Source organism: Streptomyces sp. NPDC013317, assembly GCF_055563155.1.
The window spans coordinates 156,944-177,264 of sequence record NZ_JBVHDX010000012.1 but is presented as its reverse complement, the minus strand read 5'-3'; the positions used below and the strand labels follow the sequence as shown (position 1 = coordinate 177,264).

General features: G+C 65.6%; 9 protein-coding genes, 7 pseudogenes and 1 riboswitch. Of the genes and pseudogenes, 5 read left to right on the top strand and 11 right to left on the bottom strand.

All coding sequences use genetic code 11. The annotated features are described in order from the left end of the window. Window positions 1–28: 28 nt before the first annotated feature. Entirely contained in the window at window positions 29–1,378 is a 1,350-nt protein-coding gene (locus ACZ3IJ_RS28055) for a PhoH family protein (protein WP_467472530.1), read from the bottom strand. A 359-nt stretch (window positions 1,379–1,737) separates the two neighbouring features. Beyond that, a complete protein-coding gene (locus ACZ3IJ_RS28050; protein ID WP_467472529.1) occupies window positions 1,738–1,932 on the bottom strand; it encodes a DUF4253 domain-containing protein in 195 nt (64 codons plus the stop codon). Between the two features lie 795 nt (window positions 1,933–2,727). Here ACZ3IJ_RS28050 and ACZ3IJ_RS28045 point away from each other — a divergent pair. Next, a pseudogene (locus ACZ3IJ_RS28045) lies at window positions 2,728–2,823 on the top strand (integrase core domain-containing protein); the annotation flags it as partial. Window positions 2,824–2,840: 17 nt separating this feature from the next. Here the strand turns inward: ACZ3IJ_RS28045 and ACZ3IJ_RS28040 are convergent. The 6 pseudogenes from ACZ3IJ_RS28040 to ACZ3IJ_RS28015 form a co-directional block, all read right to left on the bottom strand. Further along, a pseudogene (locus ACZ3IJ_RS28040) lies at window positions 2,841–3,017 on the bottom strand (IS481 family transposase); the annotation flags it as partial. Window positions 3,018–3,139: 122 nt separating this feature from the next. Next, window positions 3,140–3,367, bottom strand: a pseudogene (locus tag ACZ3IJ_RS28035) (transposase); the annotation flags it as partial. Window positions 3,368–3,535: 168 nt separating this feature from the next. Continuing rightward, window positions 3,536–4,246: pseudogene (locus tag ACZ3IJ_RS28030) on the bottom strand (IclR family transcriptional regulator); the annotation flags it as partial. Window positions 4,247–4,434: 188 nt separating this feature from the next. After that, window positions 4,435–4,575: riboswitch (SAM riboswitch) on the bottom strand. Between the two features lie 479 nt (window positions 4,576–5,054). Further along, window positions 5,055–5,290, bottom strand: a pseudogene (locus tag ACZ3IJ_RS28025) (transposase); the annotation flags it as partial. A 31-nt stretch (window positions 5,291–5,321) separates the two neighbouring features. Continuing rightward, window positions 5,322–5,906, bottom strand: a pseudogene (locus ACZ3IJ_RS28020) (DDE-type integrase/transposase/recombinase); the annotation flags it as partial. A gap of 714 nt (window positions 5,907–6,620) precedes the next feature. Further along, a pseudogene (locus ACZ3IJ_RS28015) lies at window positions 6,621–7,094 on the bottom strand (DUF4158 domain-containing protein); the annotation flags it as partial. Between the two features lie 689 nt (window positions 7,095–7,783). Between ACZ3IJ_RS28015 and ACZ3IJ_RS28010 the strand changes: the two are divergent. Together ACZ3IJ_RS28010 and ACZ3IJ_RS28005 are read left to right on the top strand one after the other, a co-directional pair. After that, on the top strand, window positions 7,784–10,573 hold the full coding sequence (locus tag ACZ3IJ_RS28010; protein WP_467472527.1) for a helix-turn-helix transcriptional regulator: 2,790 nt from the start codon (window positions 7,784–7,786) through the stop codon (window positions 10,571–10,573). A 916-nt stretch (window positions 10,574–11,489) separates the two neighbouring features. Beyond that, window positions 11,490–12,902 carry an MFS transporter gene (locus ACZ3IJ_RS28005; protein WP_467472525.1) on the top strand — a complete coding sequence of 471 codons (1,413 nt, stop codon included), beginning with the start codon at window positions 11,490–11,492 and terminating at the stop codon, window positions 12,900–12,902. 1,015 nt (window positions 12,903–13,917) lie between these two features. Here ACZ3IJ_RS28005 and ACZ3IJ_RS28000 read toward each other — a convergent pair. The 3 genes from ACZ3IJ_RS28000 to ACZ3IJ_RS27990 all read right to left on the bottom strand — a co-directional run bounded on the left by ACZ3IJ_RS28000 (window position 13,918) and on the right by ACZ3IJ_RS27990 (window position 17,629). Then, window positions 13,918–14,697, bottom strand: a complete 780-nt coding sequence (locus ACZ3IJ_RS28000; protein WP_467472524.1) for a hypothetical protein — start codon at window positions 14,695–14,697, stop codon at window positions 13,918–13,920. Window positions 14,698–15,379: 682 nt separating this feature from the next. Beyond that, window positions 15,380–15,547, bottom strand: a complete 168-nt coding sequence (locus ACZ3IJ_RS27995) for a hypothetical protein (protein ID WP_467472522.1) — start codon at window positions 15,545–15,547, stop codon at window positions 15,380–15,382. Window positions 15,548–16,795: 1,248 nt separating this feature from the next. Then, window positions 16,796–17,629 carry a M23 family metallopeptidase gene (locus tag ACZ3IJ_RS27990; protein WP_467472521.1) on the bottom strand — a complete coding sequence of 278 codons (834 nt, stop codon included), beginning with the start codon at window positions 17,627–17,629 and terminating at the stop codon, window positions 16,796–16,798. Between the two features lie 1,559 nt (window positions 17,630–19,188). On the opposite strand from ACZ3IJ_RS27990, the gene ACZ3IJ_RS27985 reads away from it, so the two are divergent. Together ACZ3IJ_RS27985 and ACZ3IJ_RS27980 are read left to right on the top strand one after the other, a co-directional pair. Then, window positions 19,189–19,500 (top strand): putative quinol monooxygenase, encoded by a 312-nt coding sequence (locus tag ACZ3IJ_RS27985; protein ID WP_467472519.1) that lies wholly within the window; start codon window positions 19,189–19,191, stop codon window positions 19,498–19,500. 237 nt (window positions 19,501–19,737) lie between these two features. Beyond that, on the top strand, window positions 19,738–20,321 hold a 584-nt coding region (locus ACZ3IJ_RS27980), incomplete at its 3' end, for a putative quinol monooxygenase (RefSeq protein WP_467472517.1).

The window sequence follows — 20,321 nt, the reverse complement described above, 5'->3', positions numbered from 1 at the left end:
GAGGCCTACATGGGCTCGTCGGGCCGGTTCAGGTCTCAAGCAGCTCTGTGACAAGAGCTGCTATCCGGGAGCGTTCTGAACGAGTCAGAGTGATGTGGGCGAAGAGGGGATGGCCCTTGAGCTTTTCCACGACCGCCACGACGCCGTCGTAGCGGCCGACGCAGAGGTTGTCACGTTGTGCGACATCGTGGGTGAGGACGACTCGAGAGCCACGGCCGATTCGGGAGAGGACGGTAAGGAGGACGTTGCGTTCCAGGGACTGTGCCTCGTCGACGATGACGAACGCATCGTGAAGGGAGCGGCCGCGGATGTGAGTGAGCGGCAGGACTTCCAGCATTCCTCGGGAGATGACTTCCTCGATCACCTCCGGGGTGGTGACCGCGGAGAGGGTGTCGAAGACGGCTTGTGCCCAGGGCCCCATCTTCTCGGCTTCGCTGCCCGGCAAGTAGCCGAGCTCCTGTCCGCCGACTGCGTAGAGGGGACGGAATATCATGATCTTGCGGTGCTGGCGGCGTTCCAGGACGGCCTCCAGGCCTGCGCACAATGCCAGTGCCGACTTGCCCGTGCCAGCCCGCCCACCCATCGAGACGATGCCGATTTCGGGGTCAAGGAGCATGTCGAGGGCGATCCGCTGCTCGGCGGAGCGGCCCCGAAGACCGAACACCTCGCGATCGCTGCGGACCAGATGCACCCGTCCGTCGTGGCCGACCCGGCCCAGGGCACTACCACGTTCGGACTGCAGCACCAGACCGGTGTGAACGGGCAGCTCGGCTGCTTCATCCATGTCGACAGCGCCGTGACCGGCAGCGAAGAGTGCATCGACCTGGGCGGCGGAGATGTGAAGTTCGGCGATTCCGGTCCATCCGGTGTGGACGGCCAGTTCGGCGCGGTACTCCTCAGCATGCAGACCGATCGAGCTGGCCTTGATTCGCAGCGGCAAGTCTTTGGACACGACAGTGACGTCGTGTCCCTCAGCCTGGAGATTGCGGGCAACGGCGAGCACGCGCGCATCGGCTTCGCCAGCACTGGTGCGATAGCCGGCTGGCAGGACTGACAGGTCGGAGTGATTGAGTTCGACCCGGATCGTGCCGCCAAACTTGCCGACTGGGATCGGCTCGTCGAGGCGGCCGTGCCGGATGCGGTAGTCGTCTAGGAGGCGGAGCGCCTGGCGAGCAAAGTAGCCCAGTTCGGGGTGGTGTCTTTTGGCTTCCAGTTCGGTGACCACGACCACGGGCAGGACGACCTCGTGCTCCTCAAAGCGGGTCATGGCCGGCGGGTCCGCCAGGAGCACGCTGGTATCAAGAACGTATGTACGCCGGTCACCGTGGCGGGAGCGAATGGGCGTATTGGCCCTGGTACTGCGTTCATCGTCGAGCATCAATGTCTCTCCGATCTCCGGTTTACCGCGACGCCGCGACACCACGGCCCTCAAGGCTGTTCGTCGCACCCCCGGGCGGTGCGCTCGTGTGGACGCTAACGCTGGCAGCGAGCGCAAGGCGACTGTTTATGGTGTTAATCACACTGTTTAATGGGGAAATGGTTCATATTTCAGCACACTAGGCAGATTGATGAGCCTGTGGGCTGGTGATGGTCGGTGGTGGCCGTGGGAGCCGCCAGGCTGAGCTGGGATGACGACCGGCTCGTCAACTGGCCGACGACCACCTCTGACTCACCCAGTGACTCGGCTCCCGCCTCCGCGGCGCGAAAGGCGCCGCACCCCCAGCGCCGGTCACTCCCTCAGTCACACCAGAACGTCCAGTGAGTGCTGCCCCAACAGGGCTTCCCCGCGTAGATGCGGATGGTTTCGTATATCTCCCAGATGTTGTCGGGGCAGAACGCGAAGTGCTCCGCAGCAACCGAGACGGCTTCGCCCATCGTCTGCGGCGGCGCATTCACGGACAGGTCCAGTCGCGTGTAGGCCAGGGCGATCACCTGGGCGCCGAAGCGGTCCTGGGACCAACGCTCGCCGAGGGCTCATGAGCTCGTGCGAGATCAGACTTTCGGCAACGTCCGCAGCAGTCGTGTCCGGATCTGTCGCATGCCTCCCTGGCGGTGCAAGACCAGGCCAGCGATCGGTGAACGGGGCCACGGTCTTGCCCTCGCTTTCTTCGTTCTCCTTGCTTTCTGACACCGCCAATTCCCCGAACCCCTTGAGAAGTTCCTCCGCGTCGTGGTCGCCAAGATCGGCCCTCATGCCTGGATTCAGCTCGTCCTTCCACCACTCTTCATTCCGCGCTTCAACGCGGGACTGGAGGAGCACAGGCTGCAGTCCCGCGGCATCCCATGCCGACCGGCCCTGGGCTCCATGTACCGGGCGCTGCGATGTCGTCCGCCACCCAAAGCAGTGGCTCATTCCAAGGGACAAAGAGCGTTTCGGTTACCAGTGAGCCTTGCGGCAGGTGAGCCCCAGTGCTGTGCAAGTGGGATCGGCCGCCAGCATCGACAGCGGATTGGAATGCGTCGTCATGAGGGCGAAGTAACGGCCCCCACTGACAGGCTCTGCGGCGGCCAGGTTCAGGCTGAGAACAGGCTCCTCATGTCGAAACCTGCCGCCCGATCGGTCTACTCCCCGGATCGGAAGGCATCGATCTGACCGCCTGGCTCGCGCAGCGGCCTAGGTGTATTGACCTGCAGCGTTGTTGGCACGGCTGGTCGGCGGGTGTCCGCCCAGTGCGGCAGCGGTGGTGGTTGTCCAAGCTCTTCACCCAGAGCCTGGCCGACGGCGGCATCGCCCCCAAGAAGATCCGGCCCTACCGGCCCCAGACCAATGGCAAGGTCGAGCGCTTCAACCGCACCCTGCTCGACGGATGGGCCTACCTGCGGCCCTAAACCTCAAACGGCTTGTAGCAGGCGCCGTTGCGTTCGACGGTTTTGCCGTGATCGGCGAAGAACGCGTTCGCCCCTTGCCAGAAGGCGATGGCGGTGTGCTGGCGTTCGTCGGATAGGACTTCGCAGTAGGACGGGCGGGAGTGGTCGTCGACGGCGGAGTGGATGTAGCTGTAGCCGATCACCGGCGTGCAGGTGGCGCCCTCGGCGTAGAACAGGGCGCGGTCCCGGCAGACGATCTCGATTTCGGGCCGTTCGGACAGCCAGGCAGTGAGGTGTCCACCTCCCGGTCCGGCAGGAAGTCTACCGGCCGGCGTGTCTCGACATCGACGAGGGCGTCGGCCTGGACCGTCCTCAGGACACGCTCCCACGTGCCATCCGCCGACCATCTGCGATGGCGGTCATAGACCGTCTTCCACTTCCCGAAGCGGGTCGGAAGTCTCGCCACGGCACACTGCCAACGTCCGCCCCGCCCAACGTTCTTGGGCAGACTCGGTTCGAGTCGAGCCCACTCGTCATCAGAAAGATCACCCCGCCCCACACTGGACAGAACGACTGGCTGACAGGCGGGTTACCTGACCCATCGGCCCTAGGGACCGCCTCGATGCCGAGCCGGGGGCGGGGGAACGCGCTGACCAGGCCGAGGCGACAACTTGCTGCGGTCTGCTGCCGGAAGAGCTTCGGAGCCCCCACGGGGCTCCTGAACGCTCATAGCCTCGGTGAGGCGGTCGGCCGCATTGATGGCGTCCTTCGCGAGCCGGGCGCCAGGGTGGCGGGTGAGGCGCTGGATCGGGCCGGTGATGGTGATGGCGGCCACGACACGATGGGCTGGATCCCGCACCGGCGCCGAGACGGAGGCCATGCCCGGTTCGCGCTCACCGATCGACTGGGCCCAGCCTCGGCGCCGTACGCCGCTGAGGGCGGTGGCCGTGAAGCGAGCCCCTTGCAGCCCGTGGTGGTAGCGCTCGGGCTCCTCCCAGGCCAGCAGAACCTGAGCAGCGGAGCCGACCTTCATGGAGAGCGCGGCGCCGACGGGAACGATGTTGCGCAGGCCGGTGGTCCGTTCGGCGGCGGCGACGCAGACGCGCATTTCCCCCTGCCGGCGGTAGAGCTGCGCGCTCTCGCCGGTGGTGTCGCGCAGGGCAGAGAGGACCGTGCCGGCCGTGGCTAGCAGGCGGTCCTCGCCCGCGGCGGCCGAGAGTTCGGCAAGCCGGGGGCCGAGGATGAAGCGGCCCTGCAGGTCCCTGGCGACCAGACGGTGGCGTTCGAGTGCGGTGGCGAGCCGGTGGGCGGTGGGCCGGGCCAGGCCGGTGGCGGCGACCAGCCCCGCCAGAGCCGCCGGCCCCGACGCCAGCGCACCCAAGATCACTGCGGCCTTGTCGAGGACGCCAACGCCACTAGAAATATGCGATATGTTCACGAAAAGGGGTACTCCAGTCTCGGTCCGCGAGTCATGAATCGCGGGGATCTCGCGCAGGCGAGGGGGGGTGGTCAGCGGGGCAGGGCCGAAGCGGTCGGCCGACGTGCCGCGGTGATCGCGAGACGGGTATGCGGAAGGCTCGGGGCGGACAGAGCCTGGGTGAAGGGCAGCACAGAGAGCACCGTGTCTCCTCATCTTTTCCCGCGCCACGTTGGCGCGGGCCGGAGTTGGCACTGATCCCGATGGCGCGGCACGAACATTGAGTGCCGAGCGACCGGGGAGTTGCCGGGGCTTCGTAGGGCCGGTCCCTCCACCCCTCTGGATGAATCGCGAGGAACCATACAAGACTCCAGGCACTTCCTGCCAACGGCTGCCCGGCCACGCAAGGGGCAGGTCAGGCCGACCGCGACGCTGCAGCCGGGCGAACCGAATCCGGGGGACCCACGTTACGGAGAGCTCTTCCGGCCTGGGTGAAGCCGGTGCTCAAGCCCCTCATCAGCGGTCCGTCGATGCCTCCGGGCCCGGTGACACCACCCCCCCCGGATCATCAACCGCAACAAGGGGGGAAATCATGCCGGACCGACGGCCGGAGGCCCCATTGCGGAGCTACGAAGACGGTGACTGGGAGAGGAGGACAGACGAGCCAGGAGACTTCGGACCGGACATGCTGGCCCGTTATGAGCCCGTCGGCTCAGCATAGGCGCGGCTGTGCTACCCGCTGGTCACATCGGCAGCGTCAGCCGCGGGGACATCATTCGTACTCACGGGAATTGCTTCGAGATCGCCGCCGTGATCGCATCCGGTGTCAGGTGCCGTTTCGCTGTCTTCGGCGGAACAAGCCGTAGATCCGGCCCCATGGTCCGTACTCGACGGGCACGTCCCGCCACGGAACTCCGGTCCGGTCCGGGAACCGTATGCCGTCGATCATCCGGCGCCGGCGCCAGACGGGCGGCCGCCGCCCCACCTTCATCCCTCTCGGCAACAACGGCTCCAGCTTGCTCACTGCTTGTCCCTAAGATCTCCCTGACCATGGACTGTGATCATTCACAACTCGAGATCCACTTTCATGCACGCCCTAGGTGTATTGACCCGCAGCGTTGTTGACACGTGAGCTGATGGGCGGGTGCCCGCCCAGTGCGGTGTGACTGTGGGGTGGTTGAGGTGTGTAGGAAGTCTGCCAGGGCGTCGGTGCGCTCGTCGTTTGAGGTGTAGGGCCGTAGGCAGGCCCATTCGTTGAGCAGGGTGCGGTTGAAGCGTTCGATCTTGCCGTTGGTCTGTGGCCGGTAGGCGGGGGTGAGCTTGCCTGTGGCGCCGAGTTCGGCCAGGACGGTCTTCCATGCCAGGCCTTTGCGGTAGGCCCAGGCGTTGTCGGTCCGGACCCGTTCGATGCGGTGGATTGCCGTGGTCGTGGAAGAAGGCGGCTGCGCGGGTGAGGAAGTCTGCGCAGGTCGCGACTTTCTCGTCGGTGGATCTCGCTGTAGGCGAGGCGGGAGTGGTCGTCGACGGCGGAGTGGACGTAGTCGAAGCCCATGCCGTTGCGGGTGGCCCGGCCGGCCTGGCGGCCCAGAACCTTGTGACCGCCGCCGGTGGGGATCCGGCCGAGCTTCTTCACGTCCACGTGGATGAGTTCGCCGGGCCGTTTGCGTTCGTAGCGGCGGATTGCCACGCACCGTTGGGGCCGGTGAAATCATGCCCAGCCTGGACTGTGTCTTTGGCGTCGGGGTGTGCGGTGTCCCCCCGGGAATCCAGCCGGGCGATCTTGATGCCGTGACCGCGGTAGGTGGGCGGGAGCTGGTGGAGCCTCATCGCCTGCATCCCCCAGCCGGTCACCGCACGCCCCGGGAACCCTTCGAACGTCTCCGCCAAGGCCTGCACCTCGGCGGTGATCTTCCCCGTCGTCTGCGGGGCGGGGGTTGTCAATGCGCAGCGGCCAGTAACCGGCCACTGAGCGGACATACAGCGACTGGAGGGTAGAGGGGGTGTCCGCGGCGAGTTGCAGGCTCACCCGGCCATCATGGCTGGTTACCCCGTGTGCACCGTCGCTGCCTCTGACCAGCACTCGGATGTGCCCAGGCTCCTGGAGCGCCACCGCCAGCATGGGGTCCATCAGCGGCGTCCTGCTCATACCGCCCAAGGTGGAGGCGGGGGCGTAGGAGAGGGGCTGGTCGATTTCAACGACGGCCTGCGGGTTCGCGGCCAGCGCACGGGCCCGCTCCTCCGGCATCGCCACCACCGCCACCGGCGGACAGGCGGGATGCGGCTCGGTGATCGCGCCCAGAGCACGCGAACGCGCCGGTTGCATCTGCGCCACGACCGCCGCCCACAGTCCGCCGCGTCCACGTCTGCGCCATGCGCTCGACTAGATCCAACTCCTCGGACACAGCACCCGGTGACGGCGCAGCCAGCCCACCGCTTGGTTGAACAGCACCGGCCCCTCGGCGTGTCCACGCCTGTCCGTGCAGGAACGTACGGAACTTCCGCCCCCGCTCAGCATCGTCGTACTGGTGGTACTCATACGCGTCCCGGATCTCCCGCGCGTGCTCATACGCCTCGGCACGCGCTCGGTGTACTGCTTCACGCACGAGACGTCCTCATGTCGAGCTGTTCTCCGGGGTGGTACTCCACCACCGCCCGCGGAACGTCATTGGGCCATCCGGAAGAAAGCGCCTGATGTAGCGCACGGTGCACATCAGAAGGGCGAAGCCGCGCCGCCTGTGATCACCGGCCGCTTCCCGATCAGCTTGCGGTCCTCGTCGTCGAGAACGAAGAACCGCTCCACCTCCCGGCGGGTCGGCTCCTCGTTGAACTTCCCGTACGAGGCCGACGACGCCCGCAGCCCGTCAATGATCTTCCGTCGAATCCCGCCGCCGCCAGGCTGCTCGGCTGCGCTAGAGATCCATGATCATTAACCGCTGCGGCCTGTATAGCAAGGCCGTAGATGGTGACGTTGCCCATGGAGCCGGTGATCTTCGACAGCTTGCCGCTGCGCGTGTAATCGTAGGATGTCGAGTACGCCGACGGGCCGAACCCGTCGGTGTACGTGTGGCTCCGCTCAGCGGTCGGCGGCATCATCGTGGTGGAGTCGCCGTGGTACTCGGTGCGCGTGTGGCCCTGGACCTGCGGCGCGCCGTTCACCATGATCCGGAACTCGGTGGTGCGGCCTGCGTGGGTCGATCACCAGGTCCGTGCAGGACGACAGCGAGGCGGTTGCCGGAGGTGTCGCAGCGGGTGCTGGTCACCTTGCGCCCGGTGCCGCCCGGGTACGCCGCCATCTGGCCCGGCCTGAAGCGGTCGGCACTCGCGGAGAAGGCCACGCGCGCGTCCTTACCTTGGTATGGGACGGCACCTCGCCCGTCGGACGTTTATGCGGGCCTGCCAAAGCTTCAGCGCTTGGCCGCACCTGCGCGCTCAGGAGGACAGGAGTGATGGGCTGTGCCTGACGTTTCCGGCGCGTATGGACCACTATGGACTGCGTCGGGGTACGGAGGTTCTGCAGCAGAACGGAGTACCCGCACCCTGTGCGGAGGGAGGCAGTCGATGGCCGTGGGAGCCGTGGCGGATGAGTTCGTCGGGCGGGAGGCCGAGCTGTCTCGGCTCCGGGAATGTGCGGCGGGCGCACGGGAGGGCCAGCCGTGGGTGGTGCTGGTCGAGGGGGAAGCGGGGGTCGGCAAGAGTGCCCTGCTGCGGCAGTGGTTGAGGGAACCGGGATTCGAAGGATTCACCGTGCTGAGGGCGACTGCGGACGTGGGGGAGCAGGACTTGGCCATGGGCGTCCTTGGCCAGTTGCTGAGAGGGGTTCCCCAGCGGATAGTCGCAGACTATCCGCTGTTGAGTCAGGGATCGGCGACAGCGGCGCCGTTTCAGGTGGGGATGCAGTTTCTGGCGTTGGTCGGCCAGCTCCAGGCCGACCGGGCTGTGGCACTCGTGGTGGATGATGTGCAGTGGGCTGACGAGGAGTCGTTGCGGGTACTGGGGCTTGCCGTGCGCCGACTCGAGGCGGACCAGGTCCTGACGGTGCTGGTGGCTCGCGCCGGGCAGGACGGGCTTCCGCAGATCCGGCGGCTGGTGACCGATCGGAAGTGGTCGTACCACCTGGTGCTGAAAGGGCTGGCGTCGCAAGATGTGGCGCAACTGGCCGAGCGCGTCCTTGGGCGTGCGGTGCATGCAAGGGCTTCGGAGCGATTGTGGCATCACACCAACGGCAACGCACTGTATGTGAGCACGCTGCTCGCAGAGTTTCCGGACGAGTCCCTGGCGGGTGAACGGGAGCAGCTGCCGGTGCCATCGTCGCTGGCGGGAGCGGTGGTACAGCAGCTGGCCGGGCTTCCGGACGCGACCCGGCGGCTGGTGGAGGCGGCAGCGGTGCTGGACACCCGATCGCCGCTGACCATGGTGGCTCAGGTCGCTCAGGTTGCAGACCCGATCAGCGCTCTGGAACCCGGGCTGGAAGCGGGGCTGCTGCGCTGGTGGCCGAACGAGCCGACTACTCCCGTAATGGTGAACCACGCCCTGCAGTCCGACGTGATCATAACGAGGATCACTCCAGCCCGTAGACGGGCCTTGCACGCGGCGGCTGCCCAGCTCGTGGATCGTGCCGCCTCATGGTCACACAGGGTAGCCGCCGCCGATCGCTACGATGAGCAACTGGCCGAAGAACTAGAAGCCGAAGCCCGGACACGGGCTGACGCAGGTGCGGTGGAGCGGGCGGCAACGCTTCTCGTGTGGGCGTCCGGTCTCACCAGCGCACGCGCCGATCGTGAACGCCTGCTGCTGACTGCGGCCGCCTTACTGACCTGGGCAGATAAGTTCGCCCAGGTCGAACCCCTCCTTCCAGCCATCCGCTCCTGCGACCCCTCCGCACTGCGCTCCCTCGCCCTGGGTGCCTACGCGATGAGCTGTGGTACGGCCAGCGCGGCCGAAGCCGAGATGGAACTGGGCAAGGCCCTCACCGCGGCCGCATCCGATCCAGCTCTCAGCTGGATCGCCGCCATGGCGGGCTTCGGGCTCGGCTGGCTCTACCTCAACCAGGCCCGTTACGAGGAATCCGTTAGAAAGTTCAGGCAGGTGCTGGCTCTCGACACGCCCGGCGAGGACGTTGTGTACAGGACCGCGTCACGCCTGTGCTCGTCACGCGGAGCCCTTGACGGTCCTCAGGCGGCGCTGGAGGAGTTCGCCCAAATCGCGCGTACCGTCCCGGTCGACGAGCGGACGCCGCCAGGCGCATACATGCTGGCCATTCGCGGCTGGCTGCAAACATGGAACAGCACCGAAGAGCTAACGAAGGCAGCCGAGGACCTGACCGCAGCGCTGCGGATGTCGCAGTCCATGGGCTATCCCGTGGCGGAGGAGTACGCCTACGCCCACCTGTCCTACGCCCAGTACTGGCTGGGCCAGTGGGACGACGCAGTGATCAACGCAGACCACGCCATAACGATATCCGCTACCGATAACCGCCCCTGGGGTTTCCCGCTCGGCTATATGGCCGCCAGCCTCGTACCCTCCGGGCGAGGCCAGTGGGACAAGGCCGCGGAGCTCCTGCGCCATGCCAAGCGCTGGGCCCGAGACAACGGCCGGTACTTCGAGCCGTACGCGCTGATTGGTGAAGTCCTCCATGCACAGGCCAAGGGAGATTTTCAGCGCATGCTCAACGCACTCGCCCCCCTCAGACAGACCCCGGACCGGGGAGTGCCGCTGCGCCTGCGTGTCTGGTGGCAGCCGCTGTACGTGGAAGCCTTGATCGGCAGCGGCAAGCTGAACGAGGCGGCCCGCGCGCTCGCAGCACTCCGTCAGCTGAGCCACGACGCTCACCCACACCTGCGCACCTCGACAGCCTGGCTGTCGGGATGGCTCGCCCACTGCCGCGGCGACCTCGCCCAAGCCCGCGCCCACTATGAGGAAGGCCTCGCCCTCACTGCCACCGGTCAACGGCTGCCCCTTCGCCAGGCCATGCTCGAAGAAGCGTACGGCCGACTGCTGACCGACCAGCCCGGCCAGCTCGACCAAGCTCTGCACTGGCTCCACGAGGCACACCGTCACTTCACCGACCTCGGTGCCACCCCCTTCGCTAGCCGCTGCACCACCGCCCTCACCACTGCGGGCGACCCCCGGCCGGCCCCCCGCGCCTATCTCACCGCACTCACCGACCGCGAACGCGACATCGCCCATCTCGTCAGTCAGGGCCTCACTAACAAGGAGGTCGCGCGAGACCTGTTCATCAGTACCAAGACCGTTGAATACCACCTAGGCAACATCTACGCGAAGCTTGACCTCACCAACCGCCGCCAACTTCGCGACCACATCAAAAGCCAAGCCACGCCCGCGTTCTGAAGTGTTCTCAAAGGTTCCAGATTGACACTTCGGGTGAAGAGTCATATCCGACATTCGGGAAGCGGCGCGTGCAGGACGCGGGCACCGATGTATCCGATCGCCTGGGGCTGGGAGATCCGGATATTCGTAAGCGTCCGTCGAAGGCTATATCACAGGCCTGGCGGGCTCAGGGGCCGTTTCGGGGTCCTGGCGGTGACGTGAGTCCGCAGGCCAGAGCCGTGCGGCCCGGCGGATCTCGGGTGTCCTGCCCAAGAGGCGTCACCGGCTCAGCTCGATTATTCTTAACCTACTCACCGGGCCCGGGCGCATCCGGCCAGAGTCCATCCGGGCGCACTCAGAGGCACCCGGCTACCCAAGCAGAACGAGCGTCCTAAGCGGCCGTCTCACCGCCGCTTGGCAAGCACCAGAGCAACGAAATGAACCCTCACCAACCGCATTTCTTCAATCGAGGACATGGCCTCCCCGGCGGAGCCGGACGGTCCACGAATAATCCCGTGGTATCGGGTGGCGTATCACGGGTAGCGATCAAGCCGGAGAGTAGACAACAGTACACCGCTCACGTAGTCCATGCGCATGATGCGGGTAACCGTGCAACTGCTGGCCATCGAGATTGCAGTCGATCCGACAAGTGTGTGAGCATCCTGGCCGCATGATGCCTAGAACCAGGGCGGCGACTATGCACCCCTGCTCATTCCCTGGTTCGGGGGTGTTACCTCCTTGATCGTGGGACTATCAGCATTCAGGGCTCGACGCAGTCAAGGAACGGCCCCCGACCTTCCCTGCTCGCCTCCGGTCCTTGCCTCCCGTAGAACCCCGAGTGCTCCACGACGTCTGCCTTGCCATCGAAAGGGCCGTTGCTCCGGGGGATCCCTTGATCTGCCCATGCTCGCCCTCAGAGTCCAGCAAGGAGCTGACTATGGGTGATCTCGCCATGGCGTCGGAGGCCGAGCGCATCAAGGCCGATGTGACGCACAATGATGTGCGGTGGGCGACCGTCATCTGCTTCCTGGCATGGACGTTCGCCGCCTACGACTTCATGCTGTTCGCGGACCTTCTTCCCGTCATCAGCGATGATCTGGGATGGAACAGCGCGAAGACCATCAGCATCAACACCTGGGTGATTGCCGGCACCGCCTTGGTCGCCTTTATCGTCGGCCCTCTCGTGGACCGGTTCGGCCGACGCGCCGGCATCGTCGGCTGCGTCGCAGGCGCGGCCATCGTGTCACTGCTCACCTGGCTCGGAGGCCTGGCAGCCGGTGCGGCTGGCACCGCAGGCGTCGTCTTGCTGATCCTGATCCGTTCGCTGGGCGGCCTGGGGTACACGGAACAGTCGGTTAACGCCACCTACCTGAATGAGATGTTCGCGCATGTCTACACGGACGAGAAATCCGCACGGCGCCGCGGCTTCCTCTACTCATTCGTTCAGGCCGGCTACCCCATCGGAGCTGTGCTCGCGGCCGTCTCCATCCGTATCCTCGAACCGGTCGGCGGCTGGGAGCTCTGCTTCGTCGTCGGGGTGTTCCCGGCGTTCCTGTTGCCCTTCATGGCACGCAAGCTGAAGGAGAGCCCCGCCTTCGTGGCCAAGCGCCGTATCGAGCAACTGCGGACCGAAGGCCGTACCGAGGTCGCCGCGGAACTCGCACGGCTCACAGGACAGGACCACACCGTGCGCAAGTCCGGTGTTCGTACTCTGTTCCAGGGCGAATCGTTGCGCGCAACGCTGTCCCTGTCGGCCGCGTTCCTACTGAACTGGCTGGGTGTTCTGGCGTTCGCCTTCCAAGGGACCCTGATCCTTGTCTCCGGCAAGCAGGTGCCATTCACCAACGCCCTTGCCGTCCTGATCGTGTCTAACCTGGCCGGCTTCCTGGGGTACCTCTTCCACGGCTGGCTGGGCGACCGTTTCAGTCGCCGTAACACCATCTGCTTCGGTTGGTTCGTGTCGGCTATCTGCTTCGCGGTCATGGTCCTCGGCCCCAACGGCAACCTCCCGCTCCTGGTTGCCGCGTACGCGGTCGGCACGTTTTTCCTGATCGGCCCCTACGCTGCCTTCCTGTTTTTCAACGGCGAGTCTTTTCCTGCCGAGACCCGCTCGACCGCCGGTGCCCTCATCAATGCCCTCGGCCTGCTGGGCGCCATCATCGGCGGGGCGCTGTTCACGGCGACGCTGTCGGCGGCGGGGCCGAGCGCCGAGGAGCAGGCCGACGCCTGGATCCTCTCAGGCCTCATCTGGGGCTGCGTACCAATCCTGCTGTCTGCCGCGGTCATCCTGTTCGCTCGCAACGTCAAACCTCTGAGCAGTGCGCCGACCGACGTCGTGCATGATCTTTAGCGCGTGCTGCCGAACGGCGCTTCGCACTTGATCACTTGGTTCGGCAGCTCCCGTACGCGGAGTCTGAACATATGTTTCGGCCAGGAAACACACACGCTCAGTATGGAGACTGTGGGGGATGAGTCTGCTGACTAGCGATGACCAGCAATAGCCGTTGGCCGAACTATCACGTCTCCGGGGTGAGTTCCCCCTGCCGCGCAGTTCATGCGGGGCGGGGAGGCGAGGTCGCTGGCCGAGCAGTTGCTGGTAAGCCAACACCGCCGTGGCCATATGAGGCTCTACGCTGCCGCCTCAGGGGCAGGGTCGACACGGGCCTGATGCTGTGTGGGGCGGTGTACCAATCGCCCTGTGGTGCTGGGCAGGCTGATTCCGATGTCTGGACAGAGTGTGCATGCTTTCGACAACGACACGACCGAGGCCTGACCAGCCGTGCACGACGTACTTTACGCGCTGGATCCTCGACGTCGTGACCAGCTGGCAGGCCCGGGTCGACAGCATCCCAACGAAGCCCTCTGGCTGCGGCACGGACACAGGGCGGACAACCGATGCCGATCGCCGGAGCACAGCACACGACCCTGTTTGTCCTCGGAATGGGCGACCGTGCTGTCGTGCCTGCGGCGAACCCAACCGCGCGCTGCCTTACGGGCATTCCGATCGCCGACCACTGCACCCCCCTTGGACGGTCCAGAGTGCGCCTGCTGTCTCCAGCGGGCGGCCACCGCAGCCGGGCTGTTTGTCCCCCGACCCCTCCTCTCTGGTCCCGGCTGAAGCCGCGCACCGGTTCCATCGACGTAAGGCGCCTACAGGTCACTCCCGGGCACTGGGAGACGGCGACGACCTTCCTCAACCGCTGGCCGAGGAAGTGCAGCAGTGCACTGCAAAGCTGGCTGGCGCCGCAGCCCGGGAACCGAGGTGGGGCCACCCTGGTGACACGGGGAGCTGCTCCGAATGCGTGGCGGCCGTCTGCCGGATACGTACTCGGGACGACTTCACATTAGGCTAGCGGGATCTCTAATCAACCATGACTCTGGCCCGGGAAGGCATCGACGTATTCGCCCTCAGCAGGTAGATCATCCACGTCTGAAAGATCATTCCAGATTGGTCCGGCCCTGAAAGGAGCGCGGCAGCAAGGACACCTGGGCGGCATTTTGTGATAAGTCATTGTGCCGTCCTGATTAAGGTCGCCAGTGCTAAATCCGTGTCTACCTGCAGATTCAACCGCGCCCCTGAGGCAGAGCTTGTGCATTTGGGATCCGTGCCTGCACGCCAGATTAGCAGCAGCCTCGATCTGAACAGTTTCGGTGCATATTACGCATTTTTCACCTTCCTCTTCTGCTGCCCACTGAAAGTGGCTCAGGTTATCGGTGTCGTCGACTGCTTCTGTCTGTTCGATTTCGGGGGTGTAGTCCTCTGGGGCCCAGATATCTCCACTGATTCCTTCGTCTTCACTTTCCTCGTTACCGCTCTCGTAATCCTCGTCATTAGAGGTGTATTCATCCAGGTACGGCTGACCAGTGCGCGCCAGCTGCAGGGCAGCGAGCCAGTGGTCGCCCAGACCTCGGGAAGCTCCCTCGCAGAGTTCAGCCATCAGGGCTGGCGTGTTCGTGTTCAGCAATTCCCAGAGATCCTCGATGTATGATTCGTCGGCGAACCAGTCCGCCGGCCAGTCGAGTCCATGGCTGATCAGATCGCGGCACTCTCCCACGGCTTTTTCGCCGATGGGGGCCGGCTCGGCATTGGGGTCGAGCAGCCAGGCGGCCTCACGCTTGAAATCGTCCAGGTTCATGATCGTCACGCCCTCAAAACTCGACCGCGGCAAAATTGTTTCGACGCTCTGTTCCGTGACATGGGGTCACGGAACTTTCAGGATTAGAGCGGGCATCCGACACTATTCCCGTGCTATCTAAAATGGATAAGTCGGCGCTGTAGAGAACTCGAAAGACTGGGTATGTCGCTCGAATGTACCAGTCGCATCACTGCTGCAAGTAGGGCCGATGAGGCAGGAAACGGGGCAGGTGCTACAGCCGTAGACCTTGATCCGTCGGCCATGGCACCGGTGATCCCCGGGGGTCCATCAGGTGGGGGCCGTGTTCCTATTCCCGTGGGGTGGGCAATGGGGGACAGACCGGGATCGGGCTTGGTGAACGTCCCTTTCTGTGCGCAGCTGGCGTGTGCCTCTGCCAGGGCCGGGGCGGCACGTCTCCTGCAACCGGCTCTGTTCGACGTGACGGCCTGGAAGCCCCAGCGCACGGGAGGGCCTGGGCGGGGCTGGGCCAGCAACACGTTCTGGTTCAAATCCCGTTGTTTCATCCAGCGGGGCGAGGAGCTGCGCAGGCACCTCTGGTGCGTCGACTGGCATGTGCCGGTCTGGTCACCCGCGCCTGCGGCGAATTCGTTCAGCTCGGACACCGTCCCCCACGTGTGGGGTGACCGTGGGTCGCACGGCCGTCGGTGGGCCGTCAGCAGGTTCATTCGTGTCATGTCCAGGCCTCCAGAGCCTCTTCCAGTTGCCTGTTCCACAGGGGGCATTCGGAGTCGCCGCCTTGGCACACCTCGCCGTGCATGTGATTCGCCGTGTGCAGGTGCACCCCTTCGCGCAGCTCCACGTCGTGTACCACCCGGCGGATGACCGGCCACTGCTTCACGCGAACCACCCCGCCACAGCGGCCAGGCCGATCAATCCCCACACCACCAGGAGGGTGGTCACGAAGAACGCGAAGTCACCCCTCTTGCACACCGAACAGCAGTCCGGGTCATGCCTCGTGTCATCCCTCATGAGTATTCACCTTGATTCCGGCCGGTCGGCCCACAGGTTCGTCTGCCGCCCCGGCCCTTGTTTTCGATCTTCCGGATGGTGCGGGTGTCCACGGCCTCATCAGGTCCAGCTGTTCGCGGACCGGCCTGCTTGCCTGAGTCGTGGACGTGCATCGGTCTCCTCGTGTTCCACGTTGTGGCAGTGCTGGGTTCGGAATTGCGCGCAGGTGTGCAGCGACGCCATCGGGCGAACGCGTTCCAGGGGCTGTCCCACGACTGGTCTTCGCCACCGCGGACGGCAGTGCCCGCAGCGGGCACAGGTGACTGACAGCGGCGCCGAAGGCGAAGCCGTGGAGGCATCGCATCAGCTTCTCCCGGTCAGCACGGGAAGGGGGCGCCGTAGTGCTCGACGCCGGCGATGACCGCCACGGTCATGCAGCCCCGCCGGCCCTCAGTGATCCTGGTCGGCAGCGGAGTGGCCGGAGCAGCGGCTGACGGCTTCGTGGCAGGCCGGGTGGGGGCCGTCGCAGAGGGCTGGCGTGAAGCAACATGGCGGGGCTTCTGCCGGGCAGGCGAAGGCCTGCTCGAAAACGACGACATGGGGGACGAGGACACCGTCGGCGACGGCGCATCGCCGTGTGACCGGACAGGGGCACTTGGCTTCGGTTTCGGCGAGGCCGGGGTGGGGGTGAGAGGGGCAGGAGCATGCGGTCGTGCAGTCGATGACGTCACCTCCGACTTCGGTGATACCGGAGCGGTACCACGATCCAACGATGCGGCCACTGCGGCACCGCCGCCGACCACGACAGCGACGAACGCCGCCGACCACTTGGGAGCCCGTCGCGGCGGGCGGCGATGACGAGTCACGACGGACGACGCTGCGCCTCGCCGTCCAGGTCCACGCGGTGTGACCTGTTCGCCCTTTTCGGGCTGACCGTTGGGGCAGTGCACGTCGGGAACCGGATGCAGCACCACCTCCACCTCCTTCAGAGCCACATGGCGTCGCTAGGACCGTCTCTCGGCTTTCCGCCGCCGCAGCCTTAGCTGCTAGAGGCCAGCACCCCTGGTTCACGTGCGCCTGCCGAGTCGAGGCCAATAGCATCGACGACCAGGACCGACAGGCGGCCGGGCCGGGGCTGCTAACCGACCGCGGCGCCGTGCTGGCGGAGATATGCGACGGGGCTGATGTCAGAGCCGTAGTCTGGCGTGCTGCGGATCTCGAAGTGCAGGTGCGGCCCCGTGACGTTGCCGGTGGCGCCGGACAGTCCGAGCTGCTGGCCCTGGGTGACGCTCTGGCCTGCCGAGACGGAGAACTGGGAGAGGTGGGCGTACTGAGCGTAGTAGCCGTCGTCGAGCCTGATGACGACTTGGTTGCCGTAGGCGCCTCCCCAGCCGGCGGAGACGACGGTGCCCGAGGCGACGGCCTGGACTGAGGTTCCGGTCGGTACGGCGAAGTCGACCCCCGTGTGGTAGCCGCTGGACCACATGCCGCCGGCAACGCCGTAGCCGGTGCTGATGGCGCCGGCTACCGGAAGAACGGCGCCGTCGGAGCCGGTCACGGAGTGGGCGGGGGCGGCGGGCTGGGACGGCAGCTGCACGGCTCGCTCGCCGAGCGTGAGCTTCAGGCCGGGGTGGATCAATGAGGGGTTGGAGCCGATTGCCTGCCGGTTCTCCTCGTACAGACTCCGCCAGCCGCCGGGCACCCGCTGCTGGTCGGCAATCGTCGAAAGACAGTCGCCAGCCTTCACCGAGTACGAGCGTACTTGCGAATTCGACACGACGGCGGTCGGCTTCGCAGTGAAGGGGGATGCCTGCACGGCCTGATGGGAGGCGGGTTGCGAGGGCGTGGCTGCGTGCGCCGCGGTGGCGCCGAAGAGCGGGACGGCTAGAGCGACACCCCCGGTTCCAGCAGCCGCGATGGAACGGGGAAGACGCCGGGGCTTGGGACGTCGATGCTTACCCTTCGCGGTCATCGTGGATTCCTCTCCGGTAGCTGGGGGTCAGTTGTGGTGAGCGGGCGGGAGCGCCCGGCCGTGCGGGACCGCTTCACCGGGGCCTGTCGCAGAGGTCAGAACAGGCAGTCTGTGAGCGGGAGCCCCCGTTCCTGGCGAACTCGGCCACATGGTGGGGGCCGGGCAGGGCGGGCTGCAGGGTTCTGTTTCCCACCCGAATCGGCGGAGCGAGCAAGGCCTACGAAACCAGCGACCGGTTCCCGTTGTTCGCACTTCAGGTGATCGAAACCGAAATGCACGGTCACTGTCAGTTCATTCCAGCCTGCTCTTCCTTCCCAATTCCCTTCAGACAAACAGAATTGCGTGACCATGACACAACACGGAAAGTCACAATGTGGCGCCACTCACAAGCGCAGATGGCATCGAATGCCTCCACCTTGATCCAATTCGGGCAAAGCATTTAAATATGGAGATTAGGCGTGAAGTGAGATGGCTGGAGCCTGTGCCCGACGCCTGGGGGAGCGTCTATTGCTTTCAGGGGCCCCTGCCTGCGTACTGACGGTTCGTCGGGAAGCGAGGGGCGGGGGCTGTGCCCGTTGCGCAGAGAGCTTCTCGGCTGCTGTCGGCCTCCGGACCCGATGGCAGGGACCCCGTCCAGAGGTATCCGAAGGCTTCCGGACTCGCTCAGGCCTTCGTTAACTCGGCCGCAGCCGTTGGTGCCCGTTCCGCATTTGGACCTCGCCAGCAGGTGCCTGGACGTATGGGGCATCAGCGCCGGGGGCGGCACGCGAATCGTCCAGCGTGGTTGTCACGGCGGGCCGAACCGGCAGCTCCCTCCGCCCTTGGGGGCCAAGGCCTGCGAGATCGGGACGTCCGCCGCCAAGCGTCCGCCGTCCCAACAGGTCGGACACTTCCTGCGGCTGGGCCGCACAGGAGGCCGCCCGGCCTCGATGTGAGGCGCCGAGTCATACAAGCTGTGCAACATCGTCGAGCGATGCATCAACCGGCTCAAGCGATGCGTGGTCCGGTCAGCCCAGTGCTCGACCTCCCGACGGGCGTCCCGGGGACCACAGGCCTCCCTTGCTCGGGATGCGGACGGTGCCCCCTGCCTGCCATGGGCGCGGCCCGGCCGCCGTCCGCGCGGCCCGCCGGATTCTCCAGACCCTGATCTGCGAACGCAAGGGCATCCAGTCCTCGCCGACTGCCTATGCCCGGGCCGGGTCCATAGGAGAACCACGTCCCCGCAGGATCAGGGGGACCCGCGCACCCTCGCGAGGCTTCGTCCGAAACCGGCGTAAGGACTTCGGCGCGCCCAAACGCTAGGCACAGCCCGGCCGCCTTCACCTTCCAGTGCGGGTCGGGGGCCCGCCGCCTCTCGTTTCCGATCCTGCCGGCGCTGTCTGCCAGGCGGGGTCCTGTGGCGAACGGACGGGTGCGGTGTCACAGATGAGGACCACCCCCGTGGTGTCGGAATCGGTGTGTTAGTTGTCGTTCCCGCCACTGGTTGGTGCTGTTTGCCGGACCGTACCTTCGGTGCATGCCGGGCATCCGGCCGGTTCATACGACGAGGAGTGATCACTGTGAAGCTTGGTCTGCTGGCGCGCATCGAGGTCAAGCCCGAGTTCGCCGACAAGGTAGAGGCGATGCTGCGCGGCGCGGAAACGCTGGCCGAGCAGGAAGCGCAGACCGTGACCTGGTTCTCCTTCCGCCAGGACGCAACGACCTTCGGAGTGTTCGACACCTTCGACGACGAACAGGGACGCCAGAGCCACCTGGAAGGCCTGATCGCCGCCGCTCTCATGGAAGCCGCCCCCACCATGCTCAGCTCCGCCCCCGTCATCACCCCTGTAGACCTCCTGGGCATCAAGATCCCCAGCACCCGCAACACCTGATGCCACGACGATTGGCCGGGCGACCTCTGCCTGCCCGCTCCGAAGCCATGATCCGCGTTGTCCCATGACTGGCCTCACCGACGAGATCCCCATCTTCGGCCTCTCCGCCAGAGCGTGCGGCCGTAATTTAGCAGCCCGATCCATTTCGGACCGACTGGGTCACGAAGGTATTCCAAACAAGGTATGTGACGATTGACGGTCGGCGCAGCCCGTCTAGAGTGAAAGTGAAATAGATAGATGTTTAAAACCAAGATTGCCCCAGGCGCCGCTAAGAAGATAGCGCTGCTTCTTGCCCCAGTGGCTGCGCTTGCCCTGGCAACCCCTGCCGTCGCCCAGGGTCACCAGTACGGCCACGCGGAAATTTCGCGGGCAGGATTTATCGCAGACTCCATCCAAGACCGGAGAACGGATCTGAAGGTGGGTCTTCTGGCTACGATCGATGCCAAGCCGGAGAATTCTGCAAAGGTTCAGGAACTGTTGACGGGTGCCGTCGAACTTGCTAACCAGGAGGCTGGTACAACCGTCTGGTACTCGTTCAAGGCCGGGCCGAACACGTTCGGCATCTTCGATGCTTTCGGGTCTGACGCTGCCCGCGAGGCCCATCTCAAGGGGAAGATTGCCGCGGCCCTCACGACACCCCCGGGTGCGGAACTCCTCGCCAGCCCTCTCGCCATCCAGAAGACCGAAATCCTCGCAGCGAAAAGGAGCAGCGCGCAGGGCGGCCTGAAGGTGGGTCTTCTGGCTACGATCGATGCCAAGCCGGAGAATTCTGCAAAGGTTCAGGAACTGTTGACGGGTGCCGTCGAACTTGCTAACCAGGA

Bases quoted from the DNA above. Each gene is read 5' to 3' on its own strand.
- ACZ3IJ_RS28055 (WP_467472530.1), bottom strand. From the start codon at position 1,378: ATGCTCGACGATGAACGCAGTACCAGGGCCAATACGCCCATTCGCTCC.
- ACZ3IJ_RS28010 (WP_467472527.1), top strand. From the start codon at position 7,784: ATGGCCGTGGGAGCCGTGGCGGATGAGTTCGTCGGGCGGGAGGCCGAG.
- ACZ3IJ_RS28005 (WP_467472525.1), top strand. From the start codon at position 11,490: ATGGGTGATCTCGCCATGGCGTCGGAGGCCGAGCGCATCAAGGCCGAT.
- ACZ3IJ_RS27990 (WP_467472521.1), bottom strand. From the start codon at position 17,629: ATGACCGCGAAGGGTAAGCATCGACGTCCCAAGCCCCGGCGTCTTCCC.